Origin of the sequence: Bacillus haynesii (assembly GCF_001969855.1) — a bacterium.
Classification (GTDB): Bacteria; Bacillota; Bacilli; order Bacillales; family Bacillaceae; genus Bacillus; species Bacillus haynesii.
The window spans coordinates 66,023-81,711 of sequence record NZ_MRBL01000006.1 but is presented as its reverse complement, the minus strand read 5'-3'; the positions used below and the strand labels follow the sequence as shown (position 1 = coordinate 81,711).

The following is a 15,689-nucleotide window of genomic DNA, read 5'->3' as shown; positions in this document are numbered from 1 at the left end:
GGATTGTTTTACTGAGGTATAGCGAAGATGCTTGGCCTTTTTGCAGTGCAGTTTAATACAGGAGTCAGTCTTGGACATTTTATTTTGTGGAAAGGAGAACGACGTGAAAATTATTCATGTATCAGGTTATGAAGAAATGAGTGAAAAATCGGCGGATCTAATGGCCGAGCTTATGAACAATTCAAAAAATCCTGTTATCGGTTTTGCAACAGGTTCGACACCGCTTGGTTTATATAAATGCCTGATAAAAAAGTATCGGCAAAAGGAAATTTCATTTAAGAATGTTACTGCTTTTAATTTAGACGAGTACGTTGGACTGGCTAAAGAAAATAAAAACAGCTACCATTATTATATGAATGAAAATTTGTTCAAACATCTGGATATTAGTCAAAGGAATATCAATATCCCAAATGGGATGGCGGAAGATTTGGAACAAGAATGTATCAGCTACGACAGACTTGTTTCTGAAAAAGCAATTGACATACAAATATTAGGGATGGGATTGAATGGTCATATCGGTTTTAATGAACCGGGGACAAGCTTTAAAAGCAGAACCCATATCGTTGATTTGGATAAATCAACCCGACAGGCAAATTCCCGGTTCTTTCGTTCCTTGGACGAAGTACCGACAAAGGCATTGACCATGGGCATTGAAACAATAATGGAAAGTAAGCGGATCCTTCTGCTCGTATCTGGAAATGAAAAATCTGAAGCTTTGGCACGGCTGCTGAACAGCACCCGTGTCTCCCAAGAGTTCCCTGCTTCAATTTTAAGGGAACATAAAGATGTGATGGTGATGGCAGATGACGCAGCCTTAAATAAAATTTAATGAATTGAATGACTGACAAAATGGTAGACTACATTTTAAAAATTTACACAAGGCATTGCCTCAAGATATTCTCTAGTGATCAATCAGTAAAAAACGACTTAATATAGCAAAAAATTCCATCCTGTTGATAAGGACTTCATATACAGGTTTTGATTGCCCTCGTATTGTTTACTCGAACAGTGGAAAAGGAGAGTATGGATGATAATGATTTAATCTCTAGGCAAGAGGAAGCCATCATCCTAAAAAAGATGATTCATAAAAGAAAAAGCAGCCTTTTTTTCGGCTGCTTCTTTTGAATCAAGCTTGCGTTTACAGCGTATCGCATTTTACGCCGACGACGCCGTCGATCGCTTTGATATCGTAATAGACATCAGTGACATACCGTTTCTTATGAACCATGATTTTCGTCTCCATGATCGGAAATTCATTATCGCGCATATCATCGATCCGGACAGAATGAATCCGGATTTTTTTCGCTTTCATTTCCTTAAGGATATCCGTCAGTTTATCCTTGTCATTCAGCGACATGCGGACGCGGATTTCTTTTTCCTGCAGGCGGTTCGGACCGATTTTGCCGACGATCCACGGCAAAAACTCGACGCTGATCAAAATGAAAATCAGACTGACAAATGCTTCTTTATAAAAGCCTGCTCCGATGGCGACGCCGAGGCCGGCCGCTCCCCAGATCATCGCTGAAGTGGTCAGGCCGGAAATGACGTCGTTGCTTTTTCGTAAAATCACGCCCGCTCCGATAAAGCCGATCCCTGATATGATTTGTGCGGGAAGCCGCAAAGGGTCCATCATGATTCTGTTTGACTTTGGAAAATGGTATGCCGCATCAATGCTGATCATTGTCAGAACACAGGAACTGATCGCAATCACGATGCACGTTTTTAAGCCGAGCGGCTTGTTTTTCAGCTCCCTTTCGAGACCGATGACCATTCCGATTAATGTTGCGATTCCAAGCTTCAACAACGTTTCTGTTTCAATATGCCAATCCATGCCCATGATCTCCTTTCCGACAATATCTTATATGATTGATATGATTTTCTCACAGACGTTATGGATGGACAACTGTTTTTGAAGTGGCGGGGGATGTCCTGGAACCATTCATCTGCAAGAAGCCTATACTCCTATCATTATATTGCCGGCGTGGCAGCAAAAGAATTCCGCCTGAGCAAAAAAGCCGCCGGATATCGCCCGGCGGCTTTCATAGCCTGATCATTTAAGAATGTTCTTCTTCATGCGTCTGTTCCATTTCTTCAAACATCTCTCTTGCCTCTTTTGCCGGCTTGTTCGTGATCATGCTGACAGCGTAAACGACAATCAAGCTGAGGAAGAAACCAGGGATCATTTCATAGATTCCTGTCTTATCCTGCAGGCCGGTCAGAATGCAGATCAGCACGGTCACGGCTCCTGTGATCATACCGGCCAATGCGCCCCACTGGTTCATCCGTTTCCAGTACAAGCTGAGAAGGATGGCGGGTCCGAATGCAGAACCAAACCCGGCCCACGCATAGCCGACTAGATCAAGGATCGTGTTGTTCGGTGTCAGAGACAGAAGGATCGCGATGACGGCGACAAGCAGAACGCTCAGACGTCCGACAAGAACGAGTTCCTTATCCGAAGCATCGCGCCGGAAAAACGTCCGGTAAAAATCTTCCGTCATGGCGCTTGATGTAACAAGCAGCTGGGAAGACACCGTACTCATAATCGCCGCAAGCAAAGCGGAAAGTAAAAATCCGGTAATCAGCGGATGGAATAATACCTTTGAGAATACGATAAAAATCGTTTCCGGATCTTTAAGCGCTGTACCTGTTTCATGGACATACGCCACACCGATCAGTCCGACAAGCAGGGCGCCGATTACGGAAATGATCATCCAGCCCATTGCAATACGGCGCGCAGGCTTCAGCTCTTTTACAGATGAAATCGCCATAAAGCGGACGATAATATGCGGCTGACCGAAATAGCCCAGTCCCCAGGCAAGAAATGAAATAATGCTAATGACGGTCGTTCCTTTGAAGAAATCGAGCAAACTTGGATTGATTTCTTCGATCACATTGAAAGTCGGCGTAATTCCGCCTAATTGGGTAAAGGCAACGATCGGCACGAGCACTAAAGCGATAAACATAATCAAACCTTGCACAAAGTCAGTCAGACTGACGGCCAAAAACCCTCCGAACAGCGTATAAGCAATCACGACTGCGGCCGTTAAGAAAAGACCCATTTTATAATCGAGACCGAACGCCGTTTCAAACAGTCTTCCTCCGGACACCATACCCGCCGACGTGTACAGTGTGAAAAACACCATAATGACGATGGCTGATGCCAGGCGCAAAATTCTCGTTGTATCATTAAACCGATTTTCGAAAAAGTCCGGAATTGTAATCGCATCATTTGCTACTTCTGTATATGTGCGCAGCCGGGGAGCGACAACCAAGTAGTTCACATAAGCTCCGATTGTTAAACCGACGGCAAGCCAGGCGCTCGAAAGTCCTGTCACATACATGGCTCCGGGCAGTCCCATCAGCATCCAGCCGCTCATGTCCGACGCGCCGGCCGATAAAGCCGTAACAGCAGGCCCAAGACCTCTGCCGCCGAGCATGTAGTCATTCAAATTGGATGTCTTTCTGTAGGAATACCAGCCGATTAAAAGCATCGCGGCAAAATAAATCCCTAACGAAATAAATATTTCAACACTCACGTTTCATATCTCTCCTCTTTAAAAATAATGTGGCATCACCTCTTTAAAATTTTCAACAATACTGTTTTGCGGGTACGAAGAAAATTGCAGGGCCTCCTCTTTAAAAGATCAAGTATTGGAATTAAGGCGCTGCCGCTAAGATCGTACTTAGTTACCTAACCTATCAAACTATTCCCCATCAATCAACCGTGAAAAACATCCGATTTTATTGAAAAAGGGCGTGATGGTTTTGATAAGCATCACAATGAAAGCGCTTACAAATACTATATAAAGTAAAAATATTCTGAATATTAGTACGTGCTATTTTACTGAATTTTTCATGTACAATGAAATAAAAGCTGCAAATGGGGCGAAGATCGCGGTTTTGTTGATTTAGAAGGCTAAAATTTGATATGATCAGTATTATATGACTAAGCGAGAATAACCTTGGAGGTGTTTTTAGTATGTCGCGTATTTCTATAGAAGAAGTAAAGCATGTCGCCCATCTTGCCAGACTGGCGATTACGGACGAGGAAGCGGCGATGTTTACCGAACAGCTTGACAGCATTATTTCATTTGCAGAAGAGCTGAATGAAGTCGATACAGAGAATGTTAAACCAACAACGCACGTATTGCAAATGAAGAATATCATGAGGGAAGATGTCCCTGATAAAGGGCTTCCGGTTGAAGACGTCGTCAAAAACGCGCCTGATCAAAAAGACGGCTACATCCGCGTGCCGTCAATCTTGGACTAAATAAAGGAGGGAGCGAGAAAACATGTCACTGTTTGACCATAAAATATCTGAATTAAAACGTCTCATACATAATAAAGAGATCAGCATATCAGATTTAGTCGATGAATCTTACAAACGGATTCACGAAGTTGACGGAAAGGTGCAAGCCTTTTTGCAGCTTGATGAAGAAAAAGCCCGCGCTTACGCCAAAGAATTGGACGAAGCGCTTGATACACGGGACGAGCACGGCCTTCTTTTCGGAATGCCGATCGGAATCAAGGATAATATCGTCACAAAGGATCTGCGCACTACCTGTGCCAGCAAAATCCTCGACAATTTCGACCCGATCTATGATGCGACGGTTGTCGAGCGGCTTCATGAAGCTGAAGCGGTTACCATCGGGAAGCTGAACATGGACGAGTTTGCGATGGGGTCTTCTACAGAGAATTCAGGTTTCCAAAAAACGAAAAACCCGTGGAACCTCGAAACCGTTCCGGGCGGATCAAGCGGAGGCTCAGCGGCTGCGGTTGCAGCAGGTGAAGTGCCGTTTTCACTTGGATCTGACACGGGCGGATCGATTCGCCAGCCGGCATCTTTCTGCGGCGTCGTCGGCTTAAAGCCTACATACGGACGTGTTTCCAGATACGGTCTTGTCGCATTTGCTTCTTCATTGGATCAAATCGGTCCGATTACAAGATCTGTCGAAGACAACGCCTATCTGCTTCAAGCGATTTCCGGCGTCGACAAAATGGATTCGACAAGCGCCAATGTGGACGTTCCCGACTATTTGTCAGCGTTAACCGGCGACATTAAAGGACTTAAAATCGCCGTACCGAAAGAATACCTTGGCGAAGGAGTGGGAGAAGAAGCGAGAAATTCCGTGCTTGAAGCGTTGAAAGTGCTCGAAAGCCTTGGCGCGACATGGGAAGAGGTATCGCTTCCGCACAGCAAATACGCGCTGGCGACTTACTACCTGCTTTCTTCATCTGAAGCATCAGCAAACCTGGCACGCTTCGACGGTATCCGCTACGGCTACCGCACGGACAATGCCGACAACCTGATCGACCTGTACAAACAGACGCGTTCCGAAGGATTCGGAAACGAAGTCAAACGCCGCATCATGCTCGGTACGTTTGCACTGAGCTCTGGCTACTATGATGCATACTATAAAAAAGCGCAAAAAGTCAGAACACTGATCAAAAAGGACTTTGAAGACGTATTTGCGAACTATGACGTCATCATCGGACCGACAACGCCGACGCCGGCATTTAAAATCGGCGAAAAAACGAGCGATCCGCTGACCATGTACGCCAATGACATCCTGACGATTCCTGTCAACCTTGCGGGCGTCCCGGGAATCAGCGTACCGTGCGGACTTGCGAACGGCTTGCCGCTCGGCTTGCAAATCATCGGCAAACACTTTGACGAAAGCACAGTATACCGCGTCGCCCACGCATTCGAACAGGCGACAGACCATCATAAAGCAAAACCTGAACTGTAAGGGGTGAAAAAACATGAACTTTGAAACGGTAATCGGACTTGAAGTCCACGTGGAGCTCAAAACAAAATCGAAAATTTTCTCCAGTTCTCCAACGCCATTCGGCGCAGCGGCCAACACGCAGACAAGCGTTATCGACTTAGGCTATCCGGGTGTGCTGCCTGTGTTGAACAAAGAAGCCGTCAATTTCGCGATGAAAGCCGCAATGGCGCTCAACTGCGAAATTGCGACAGAAACGAAATTCGACCGGAAAAACTATTTCTACCCCGACAACCCGAAAGCTTATCAAATTTCACAATTTGATAAACCGATCGGCGAAAACGGCTGGATCGAAATCGAAGTCGGCGGAAAAACGAAGCGCATCGGCATCACCCGCCTTCATTTGGAAGAGGATGCGGGAAAACTGACGCATACAGGCGACGGCTACTCCCTTGTCGACTATAACCGCCAGGGAACACCGCTCGTTGAAATCGTCTCCGAGCCGGATATCAGAACGCCTGAAGAAGCTTACGCCTACCTTGAAAAACTGAAATCAATCATTCAGTATACCGGCGTTTCCGACTGTAAGATGGAAGAGGGCTCGCTCCGCTGCGACGCCAACATCTCGCTTCGTCCGATCGGACAAGAGGAATTCGGTACAAAGACAGAGCTGAAAAACCTGAACTCATTCGCCTTTGTTCAAAAAGGCCTTGAGCACGAAGAAAAACGCCAGGCGCAAGTTCTTTTGTCAGGCGGTGTCATTCAGCAGGAGACGCGCCGTTATGATGAAGCGTCCAAAACGACGATTTTGATGAGGGTCAAAGAGGGATCTGACGACTACCGCTACTTCCCTGAGCCTGATCTTGTCGAGCTTTACATTGACGATGAATGGAAACAGCGTGTGAAAGACAGCATTCCTGAGCTTCCGGACGAGCGTCGCAAGCGCTACATCGAAGAGCTTGGCCTGCCTGCCTATGACGCGAAAGTGCTGACTTTGACAAAAGAAATGTCCGACTTCTTCGAAGCGGCCGTTGAAAAAGGCGCAGACGCAAAATTAGCGTCGAACTGGCTGATGGGTGAAGTGTCGGCTTACTTGAACGCCCAGCAAAAAGAGCTTGAGGATGTCGCGCTCACACCTGAGGGCCTTGCCGGATTGGTCAAGCTGATCGAAAAAGGCACGATTTCATCGAAAATCGCGAAAAAGGTCTTCAAAGAATTGATCGAAAAAGGCGGAGACGCAGAAAAAATCGTTAAAGAAAAAGGCCTTGTGCAAATCTCTGACGAAGCGACGCTCAGAAAGCTTGTCACAGAAGCACTCGACAACAATCCGCAATCGATCGAAGACTTCAAAAACGGAAAAGACCGTGCAATCGGCTTCCTTGTCGGCCAAATCATGAAAGCCTCAAAAGGACAAGCGAACCCGCCGATGGTCAACAAGCTTCTTCTTGAAGAGATTAATAAACGATAACCCAAAAAAACCTTGGAGAATCACTCTCCAAGGTTTTTTTATTCCACAACAGGCGTCAAAGAATCGCCGTCCCATATGTCTCCCTTATTCAGCGTCCATGGATGAAGATAGAGGGTGTTCGCTCCCTTATTCACAGCAGGGCTCCACTCATCATTCCACGCCAGGAAGTACGTCGTGTTCGGGTATTTTTCTTTAATTGCGTGGATAAACCGCGCGTAATCCAGCCCGCCGTTTGTCGTTTGCGGTCCGACCTCTGTAAAGGCAAACGGCTTGTTCAGAGATGTGAGCTGATCGTAGCCATCAATGGCGTACGGGTCATCAAAATAAGCGTCAAGCCCGACGATGTCCACATATGATGCGCCCGGATAAAAGTCTGTTTTAAAGTCTCTGTTGGCGTCCGGCGCATACACCCATAACAGATTTTCCAAGCCTCTTGTCTTTGTCATATAGTCATAGATTTTCACATAGAGCTGTTTGTACAAGGAGATTCTCTCGCTGTCTTTTTGATTATATTGCGTCAGCCCCCACCAGAACCATTCGCCGTTCATTTCGTGAAGGGGTCTGAATAGAACGGGCACGCCTTCATTTTCAAGCTCCTGCAGGCCATCGGCGATTTTGCTCAGCATCGCCTCAAGCCGTTTTCCTTCGGGTGTGGAAGAATCTAAAATTCTCTCATACTGGCTGTTTGAAATCTGAGTTTTATAATGTCCTGAAGTAAACGCGGGGTTTGCGAGGTGCATGCTGATTTGCGGAATGCCTCCGCTTTTCCAGTATGCGATCAAATCACGGTTGCAGCTGTAGTCAATCGTATCGGTGATCTCCGCCGGCTCCAGCCATCCTCTTGCATAATCGCAGCCGTATATGGCTGGCAGCTGTCCTGTTGCCTGTTTGATCCGGTCGGCTTCAGCCATTGAAAATGTGTCGAGGCTGTATCCTCCGAATGCCCCGGACATCACCCGGCTTTCCGTCCGATTGGGTAGGTGGGCGAGCCAGTTCATCACCGCTTTCGTCGTCGGCTGAGCATTTGGATTCACCGGAGAAACGGTATGTGCGTAGCTCGGCTGCGAAACGGCAAAAGCAAGGAGCAGCGCGAAGATGGAGCAAACGATGGTTTTTTTCACTAAGGTAAAACCTCCTATTTAAAAAAATATAGATTGTGTAGAGCGATCTTATTATACATGCTGCTTCCAAAAAATACATGATCGAATCGTCGTATTGTAAGGAAAGAAAAAAAGCAGCCGAAGGGCTGCTTTACGAATGAAGGAAACGGGTGATCATTCCATATAGATGCTGAACATCGTCCTGATGCTCCAAGTTTGTCAGCATGCCTTGGAGCACGGGTGTGCGGGGCGAATCTTTTCTCAGCTCTTCCTCGATCACATCCAGTGTAATGAGAATGTCTTCCGCGAGCGCCGGCTGACGTTTGGCATCTTCAAGCTCCCGCAAAATCGCATGTTTATCGGCCGTATTGCCGGCGTTCCGGTAATAGCTGTACGTCCGGCCGGCCAGGATCGGCTGTTCCCCGTTTTGAACCATGCCATCAATCATGTCATCGATTCTTCTCATAATAAAATCCGCAAGTTCGTAAAAATCGATGTCCAGTTCATTAAAGATAAACAAATTTTGATAAGACTGCACGATGCCTTGAACGATCACGGACAAGTCTGACAAGTAAGGCTTCACAATGTCACCGTAGGCGGCTGACAGCGCATTTTGATACGTCTCATGGAATTTTTGGCTGACATTTTTAAAATATTCTTCGATCTTGCTGTTTTCCGGTATGCTGTGTTCGCTGATCATCACGAGAATAAAGTCGCGGTGCTCCTTGCTCTCACTGAATTGATAAGCAATCTGCTCCTTGAACGTTTCCTTTGGAGGGAAATTCTTTTGCTGAATGATCTTCATATTTTCCATTGTTCGATCGATATAATACTTAATGATTGCGAGCAAAAGCGCTTCTTTCGACTTGAAATGCAGGTAGAAAGCTCCTTTTGAGATGTTGCATTCATTGGCGATGTCCTGAATCGTTGTGGAAGCAAAACCGTTTTTCGCGAACAGGTGCAGACCTGCTTTAATGATTTTTTCTTCTTTTTCTGTCATGAATGTACCCCTTTAACACTTCTTTAAAATTGAATAAATTTTAACATATATAAGTTGACGCTGTTTACTTTTGAAGTTTATTATTGTATAGAATGACCAGTCAGTCAATCTGTATTCTGAAAATGATACACAATGGAGGTCGTAATGAATTCTATCATTAATTTTGTACTAAAGAACAAGTTCGCTGTGTGGCTGATGACGATTATTGTTACGGTTGCCGGCATTTATGCGGGTTTAAATATGAAGCAGGAATCGATTCCTGATGTGAACATGCCTTATTTGACCATCAGCACGACATATCCCGGAGCGACTCCGAGCCAGGTAGCTGATGAAGTCACAAAGCCGGTTGAACAAGCCGTGCAAAACCTGGACGGCGTCAGCATTGTGACGTCAACTTCGTATGAAAACGCATCATCGGTGATGATTGAATACGATTATGAAAAGGATATGGACAAAGCGAAGACGGAAGCGGCTGAAGCATTGGCGAATCTCGATCTGCCGGACAATGCAAAAGAGCCGAGCATTTCGCGCTACAGCATGAATTCTTTCCCGATCCTCGCGCTCAGTGTGTCCAGTGATAAAGACGATCTTCAAAGCTTGACGAAAAAAGTGGAAGACAGCCTCCTGACGAAGCTTGAAGGCCTTGAAGGCGTAGCTTCCGTTCAGCTTTCCGGACAGCAGGTTGAAGAAGTCGAATTTTCATTTAAAAAAGACAAGTTGAAGCAATACGGGCTTGACGAGGATACAGTCAAGCAGGTGATTCAAGGATCTGATGTAACGACTCCGCTTGGGTTGTACACATTCGGCAAAGAAGAAAAATCGGTCGTCGTCAGCGGCGATATCGATACAATTAAAGACTTGAAAAATATGAGAATTCCAGCGGCGTCTGCCGGAGGCGCAAACGCTCAAGCCGGAGCGCAAAGTGCGCAAGCGGCCCAGGGTGCGCAGGCTCAAGCCGGAGCACAGAGCGCCGGACAGGCTCAGCAAAGCGCGGGAATCCCGACGGTTAAGCTGTCTGACATCGCAACGATTAAAGATGTCAAAAAAGCCGAATCCATTTCACGAACCAATGGTAAAGACAGCATCGGCATCAGCGTCATTAAAGCAAACGACGCCAATACCGTCGAGGTAGCCGACAACGTCAAAGCTGAACTCGAACAATTCAAAAAAGACCACAAAGGCTTCAAATACAGCTCGACATACGATCAGGCCGAACCGATCACTGAGTCGGTCGAGACGATGCTGAGCAAAGCGATTTTCGGAGCGATCTTTGCGGTTGTGATTATTCTCTTATTCCTAAGGGATATTAAATCAACATTAATCTCGGTCATTTCGATTCCATTGTCATTGTTAATCGCACTGCTTGTCCTGAACCAGCTTGACATCACGCTGAATATCATGACGCTCGGTGCCATGACGGTCGCCATCGGACGGGTTGTCGACGACTCGATCGTCGTCATCGAAAACATTTACCGCCGCATGAGGCTGAAAGATGAGCCGCTGCGCGGAAAAGCGCTCGTGCGCGAAGCAACGAAAGAAATGTTCATGCCGATCATGTCATCTACGATCGTGACGATCGCGGTATTCCTGCCGCTCGCACTTGTCGGCGGTCAAATCGGTGAATTGTTCATGCCGTTTGCCTTGACAATTGTATTCGCGCTTGCCGCATCCCTGCTGATCGCGATCACGCTCGTGCCGATGCTTGCGCATACCCTGTTCAAAAAATCGTTGACAGGTGCGCCGGTGAAGGCGAAAGAACACAAGCCTGGGGTACTGGCCAACTTCTACAAAAAAGTGTTGAATTGGTCGCTCAGCCATAAATGGATCACATCGATCATCGCGGTTCTGATGCTGGTCGGAAGCTTGTTCCTCGTGCCGCTGATCGGAGCGAGCTACTTGCCTGCCACAAAAGAAAAAATGGTGCAGATCACGTACACCCCTGAACCGGGAGAAACGAAAAAAGAAGCGGAAAAGGAAGCGCAAAAAGCTGAAAAAATCCTATTGGACCGCAAACACGTCGATACGGTTCAGTATACGTTAGGAGCGGGAAACCCGCTGATGGGCGGAAGCTCAAACGGCGCATTGTTCTATATCAAATATGAGGAAGACACGCCTGATTTTGATAAAGAAAAGGACAATGTTCTAAAAGACATTCAGAAGCAATCCAAACGCGGAGAATGGAAAACTCAGGATTTCAGCTCCTCAGGCAATAACAATGAGTTAACGTATTATGTGTACGGGGATTCAGAAAAAGAGATTAAAGGCACTGTAAAAGAAATCGAAAAGATTATGAAAGACCAAAAAGACCTGAAGAACGTAAGCTCGGGCCTGTCCAGCACATATGACGAATTTACTTTTGTCGCTGACCAGGAGAAGCTGAGTAAACTTGGGTTAACGGCATCACAGATTTCTCAGGCGCTCATGAAAGAAACATCGCAGGCGCCGCTTACAACCGTGAAAAAAGACGGAAAAGATCTTGATGTCACGATTAAAACAGAAGAAGAAACATATAAGAGTGTCAAAGATTTAGAAGACAAAAAGATTACAACAGCGACCGGCCAGGAAGTGAAAATCGGTGATGTCGCGAAAGTGAAGGAAGGCACGACATCTGACACGATTTCGAAACGCGACGGCAAAATCTATGCCGATGTCACGGCGGAAGTCACCTCAGACAACATCACAGCCGTATCAGTCGACGTACAGAAAAACATCGACAAGATTGAGCTGCCTGACAACGTCACAATTGATACCGGCGGAGTATCCGCTGATATCGAGGATTCCTTTACAAAACTCGGACTCGCAATGCTTGCGGCGGTTGCGATCGTCTACCTCGTGCTTGTGATTACATTCGGCGGAGCACTGGCGCCATTTGCGATCCTGTTCTCGCTGCCGTTTACGATCATCGGCGCTTTGGTGGGACTATACGTATCAGGAGAAACGATCAGCCTGAACGCAATGATCGGAATGCTGATGCTGATCGGTATCGTTGTCACAAACGCGATTGTCTTAATCGACCGCGTCATCCATAAGGAAGCGGAAGGGCTCTCAACGAGAGAAGCGCTTCTAGAAGCCGGCTCTACAAGGCTCCGTCCGATCCTGATGACGGCTATCGCCACAATCGGTGCCCTGATTCCGTTGGCGCTCGGATTTGAAGGCGGCAGTCAGGTCATTTCAAAAGGACTCGGTGTCACCGTTATCGGCGGTTTGATCAGTTCGACGCTCCTTACCCTTCTGATCGTACCGATCGTATACGAAGTACTGGCGAAATTCCGCCGGAAAAAACCGGGTATGGAAGAAGAGTAAGCTGATATAACATCAACCCCTTGGAATGGAACGCAGGAAATGGTCCATTCTAAGGGGTTTTTTCTTGAAAGAGACGATCGTCGGTGTTTAGCAAAAATATCCTGTGTTATGCTTGGTTATAGAAAAGGCAACTTGATGAGGAGGCAGTGAATGGAATCAAAAGGAAACAGCGAACCAAGCCCCAAAGTCGTAAAGCGGCTCACCTGGATCATACCGATCGTGTTGATCGGAGTCATATTTCTCTTAAAAAATATAAGAAATCCTGTGACTGATGTTTTATTTTATATTGTATGTGCAGGTGTGATCATCTTAGTGATTTTCAGCATCATAAAAGAGACGAAAAGCAGATGAAAGCATGTTTTGAGCTTGTCGATAAAGGTTGAAATGATCTTTATCGACAAGCTTTTTTAATGCTGTGATTTCGTTCTCCAGTCGGCGAAGAAGCGGCTAATCATGCGGATTGATCACAGCCAGCAGCTGATGATTTTCCCATTTTCCGTTGATCTTGACGTTTTTCCGGGCGATGCCTTCTTTATGAAACCCTGCCTTTTCAAGCACCCGGATCGAGGCAAGATTATGGGGCATGACGCCGGCTTCGATGCGATGGAGCTTAAGATCGTGAAAGGCGAACTCGACCATCAGCTTGACGGCTTCGGTCGTGTAGCCTTTGCCGTTGTGCTTCTGATCCAAAAAATAGCCGATAAAGGCGCTTTGCAAGGAACCGCGCAGCACCTGGAAAAGGTTGATCGTTCCGATCAGCGCATCGTTTGCCAGATCAAAGATGCCAAAATAATAGTCTTCATCGTTCTCCATATTTTCATATAATCTTTGAAGCCTCTTCTTTTGTCCTTCGATTGTATAAAACTCTTCGTTCCGCTCCATTGAAAACTGTTCAAAGAACGGGCGGTTTGCGTTCTGCAATTCAAGGCATGCCTTGGCGTCTTCAGCCGTGAGCGGCCTGATATAAATGTTTGTCCCTTTTTTGATCATGGAAAGTCTCCTTTTATAAAGATGGAATGCGGTCGGCTTTTTTCATCAGTGCTTCAAAATACGCAAAAAATTGATCCCTGTCGACTTGATCGACGACTTTGACCATTCTGCCGTCAGGATGCTCTTCTGTCGTTCCTTGGCGCGGGCTTTGTGTATGGACAACCGCCTTGACGGTGCGCGAGCGTGTCATATCAACCGCGCCGAGCGTCAGCGTCGTCAGCACATCCCAAAGGTAGTATGTCGAATTCGTCTCGTTATGGACAAGCGGCGGACACATCGCATAGCATTGGCCGATAAAGTCGATCCCGATATGCTTTCTGAGGCTCGCCCAATGGGAGCGGATGTCGTTTGTCAAAGGCACCTGGTTCGTGCTTTCAAAGGCGACCATTTCGATCTGAATATCGCTCTCGAATACCGTCTTGACGCTGTAAGGGTCCCAAAAGGCGTTCCATTCCGCTGTCCCGTCGTGCTCAGGCTCTTCCACATTTCCTTTCTCAAGGAAGGTGCCGCCCATCCAGACAAGCTTTGCAATGTGCTTGATGATCGCCGGTTCTTCCTCAAGCGCCCTCGCCAAGTCTGTCAGCGGGCCGGTGAACAGCAGCGTCACCGGTTCCGGGCTCTGTTTGACACATTCAATCAGATGAAGGTGGGCGGGCAGGTCTGACACCGGAGTCCGGACTTCGCCTTTTTCATTTAAAATCGGCAGGGCGTCGACATAAAAGGCGTGCATGCGCCACTCCTTCGGGAACGGGTGCACCCCTCGCGAATCGGACGCCGCAGTCTCGACCTTGTACGAGCCGAAGCGGTCAATGATTTTTCGACTGGCGGCTAGGGCCGGCTCCAAATAGCAATCCGCCGGTATAACGGATGTTCCGATCAATTTGACATCTTCCATCTGCAATAGCAGAAATAAAGAGACGAGATCATCGACGCCTCCGTCATGGTTAAAATAAACGGGCTTTTTCACAGTAACAGCTCCTTTTTTCTTAATATTAATTATTTTACATCAATTAGATTCCAAAGTCTTTTTTACCATGAATTAGGATGTTTTATCTAAAATTAAACAAATGATGATACCCATTTTGTTGCGATTTTTTCAACAACTAGTATAATTAAAGGTTGTTGGTAAAGAAATGATACGGATACTCTAATAGGATGATGAAAACATGAAACGTGCACGAATCATATACAATCCGACTTCCGGTCGTGAAATCTTCAAAAAAAACCTTGCCCAAGTTCTGCAGAAGTTCGAGCAAGCAGGCTATGAAACGTCATGCCATGCGACAACAGGGGAAGGGGATGCCGTACAGGCGGCCAGAAACGCCGCTGAGCGGGAATTTGACTTAATTGTTGCGGCCGGAGGAGACGGCACATTAAATGAAGTCATCAACGGACTGGCGCCGTTGGAACACCGCCCCAAGCTCGGAGTCATTCCGGTCGGAACGACGAATGACTTTGCGAGGGCGCTCGGCATTCCGCGCGAGGATATTTTAAAGGCGGTTGACACAATACTAGAGGGAGAAGCCCGTCCGATTGACATCGGCCGCGTCAACGGCCAATATTTCATCAATATCGCCGGCGGCGGACGCCTCACAGAACTGACATATGACGTACCAAGCAAATTGAAGACGATGCTCGGCCATCTTGCCTATTATTTGAAAGGAATGGAAATGCTCCTTCCTTCACTGAGGCCGACCGAGGTCGAAATCGAATACGACGGCAAGCTGTTTGAAGGAGAAGTGATGCTGTTTCTCGTCATGCTGACCAACTCCGTCGGCGGCTTTGAGAAGCTCGCCCCCGACTCAAGCTTGAATGACGGCATGTTTGACCTCGTCATTTTAAAACGGGCAAACCTCGCCGAATTCATCAGACTTGTCGGACTTGCCCTCCGCGGAGAACACATCAATGACGAGCATGTCATCTACACGAAAGCGAACCGCGTCAAAGTGACGGTCAAAGACAAAATGCTCCTGAATCTTGACGGCGAATACGGAGGCGAACTGCCGGGCGAATTCGAGAACCTCTACCGCCATATCGACGTCGTCATGTCAAAAGAAAAAGCGAGAAAATTGGATGAATGAACTTGGTCTAAAGAGCTGGCC

13 protein-coding genes are annotated in these 15,689 nt (G+C 46.9%); 7 read left to right on the top strand and 6 right to left on the bottom strand.

What is annotated here, in order from left to right; genetic code table 11:
- Positions 1–103: 103 nt before the first annotated feature.
- Positions 104–829 (top strand): glucosamine-6-phosphate deaminase, encoded by a 726-nt coding sequence (gene nagB, locus BTA31_RS06330; RefSeq protein WP_076790247.1) that lies wholly within the window; start codon positions 104–106, stop codon positions 827–829.
- A 309-nt stretch (positions 830–1,138) separates the two neighbouring features.
- On the opposite strand, the gene BTA31_RS06325 is transcribed toward nagB, so the two are convergent.
- Complete coding sequence (locus BTA31_RS06325) at positions 1,139–1,831, bottom strand: MgtC/SapB family protein (protein WP_076789921.1); 693 nt, start codon at positions 1,829–1,831, stop codon at positions 1,139–1,141.
- 223 nt (positions 1,832–2,054) lie between these two features.
- On the bottom strand, positions 2,055–3,536 hold the full coding sequence (gene putP, locus BTA31_RS06320; protein ID WP_076789918.1) for a sodium/proline symporter PutP: 1,482 nt from the start codon (positions 3,534–3,536) through the stop codon (positions 2,055–2,057).
- A gap of 443 nt (positions 3,537–3,979) precedes the next feature.
- Here putP and gatC point away from each other — a divergent pair, with 443 nt between their 5' ends.
- From gatC to gatB, 3 genes are read left to right on the top strand one after another with little or no spacing between them, the layout of a single operon-like run.
- Positions 3,980–4,270: an Asp-tRNA(Asn)/Glu-tRNA(Gln) amidotransferase subunit GatC gene (gene gatC, locus BTA31_RS06315; protein ID WP_043925747.1), complete on the top strand. Its 291-nt coding sequence runs from the start codon at positions 3,980–3,982 to the stop codon at positions 4,268–4,270.
- A 22-nt stretch (positions 4,271–4,292) separates the two neighbouring features.
- On the top strand, positions 4,293–5,750 hold the full coding sequence (gene gatA / locus BTA31_RS06310) for an Asp-tRNA(Asn)/Glu-tRNA(Gln) amidotransferase subunit GatA (protein WP_043925746.1): 1,458 nt from the start codon (positions 4,293–4,295) through the stop codon (positions 5,748–5,750).
- A 13-nt stretch (positions 5,751–5,763) separates the two neighbouring features.
- Positions 5,764–7,194 carry an Asp-tRNA(Asn)/Glu-tRNA(Gln) amidotransferase subunit GatB gene (gene gatB / locus BTA31_RS06305; protein ID WP_043925745.1) on the top strand — a complete coding sequence of 477 codons (1,431 nt, stop codon included), beginning with the start codon at positions 5,764–5,766 and terminating at the stop codon, positions 7,192–7,194.
- A gap of 38 nt (positions 7,195–7,232) precedes the next feature.
- Here gatB and BTA31_RS06300 read toward each other — a convergent pair whose 3' ends face one another.
- Both BTA31_RS06300 and BTA31_RS06295 read right to left on the bottom strand, forming a co-directional pair.
- The gene (locus BTA31_RS06300; RefSeq protein WP_076789914.1) at positions 7,233–8,315 is read right to left on the bottom strand and encodes a glycoside hydrolase family 26 protein; all 1,083 of its coding nucleotides are present in this window, start codon (positions 8,313–8,315) and stop codon (positions 7,233–7,235) included.
- Between the two features lie 130 nt (positions 8,316–8,445).
- Positions 8,446–9,294: a TetR/AcrR family transcriptional regulator gene (locus BTA31_RS06295; protein ID WP_076789909.1), complete on the bottom strand. Its 849-nt coding sequence runs from the start codon at positions 9,292–9,294 to the stop codon at positions 8,446–8,448.
- Positions 9,295–9,438: 144 nt separating this feature from the next.
- Between BTA31_RS06295 and BTA31_RS06290 the strand changes: the two genes are divergently transcribed.
- Together BTA31_RS06290 and BTA31_RS06285 are read left to right on the top strand one after the other, a co-directional pair.
- Positions 9,439–12,597: an efflux RND transporter permease subunit gene (locus BTA31_RS06290; protein WP_076789903.1), complete on the top strand. Its 3,159-nt coding sequence runs from the start codon at positions 9,439–9,441 to the stop codon at positions 12,595–12,597.
- Between the two features lie 150 nt (positions 12,598–12,747).
- Entirely contained in the window at positions 12,748–12,948 is a 201-nt protein-coding gene (locus tag BTA31_RS06285; protein ID WP_076789899.1) for a hypothetical protein, read from the top strand.
- 96 nt (positions 12,949–13,044) lie between these two features.
- Here the strand turns inward: BTA31_RS06285 and BTA31_RS06280 are convergent, their stop codons facing one another.
- Together BTA31_RS06280 and BTA31_RS06275 are read right to left on the bottom strand one after the other, a co-directional pair.
- A complete protein-coding gene (locus BTA31_RS06280) occupies positions 13,045–13,587 on the bottom strand; it encodes a GNAT family N-acetyltransferase (protein ID WP_076789895.1) in 543 nt (180 codons plus the stop codon).
- A gap of 13 nt (positions 13,588–13,600) precedes the next feature.
- A complete protein-coding gene (locus tag BTA31_RS06275) occupies positions 13,601–14,554 on the bottom strand; it encodes a nucleoside hydrolase (RefSeq protein ID WP_076789889.1) in 954 nt (317 codons plus the stop codon).
- Between the two features lie 199 nt (positions 14,555–14,753).
- Here BTA31_RS06275 and BTA31_RS06270 point away from each other — a divergent pair, with 199 nt between their 5' ends.
- Positions 14,754–15,668 carry a diacylglycerol kinase gene (locus tag BTA31_RS06270; RefSeq protein WP_076789886.1) on the top strand — a complete coding sequence of 305 codons (915 nt, stop codon included), beginning with the start codon at positions 14,754–14,756 and terminating at the stop codon, positions 15,666–15,668.
- Positions 15,669–15,689 lie beyond the last annotated feature (21 nt).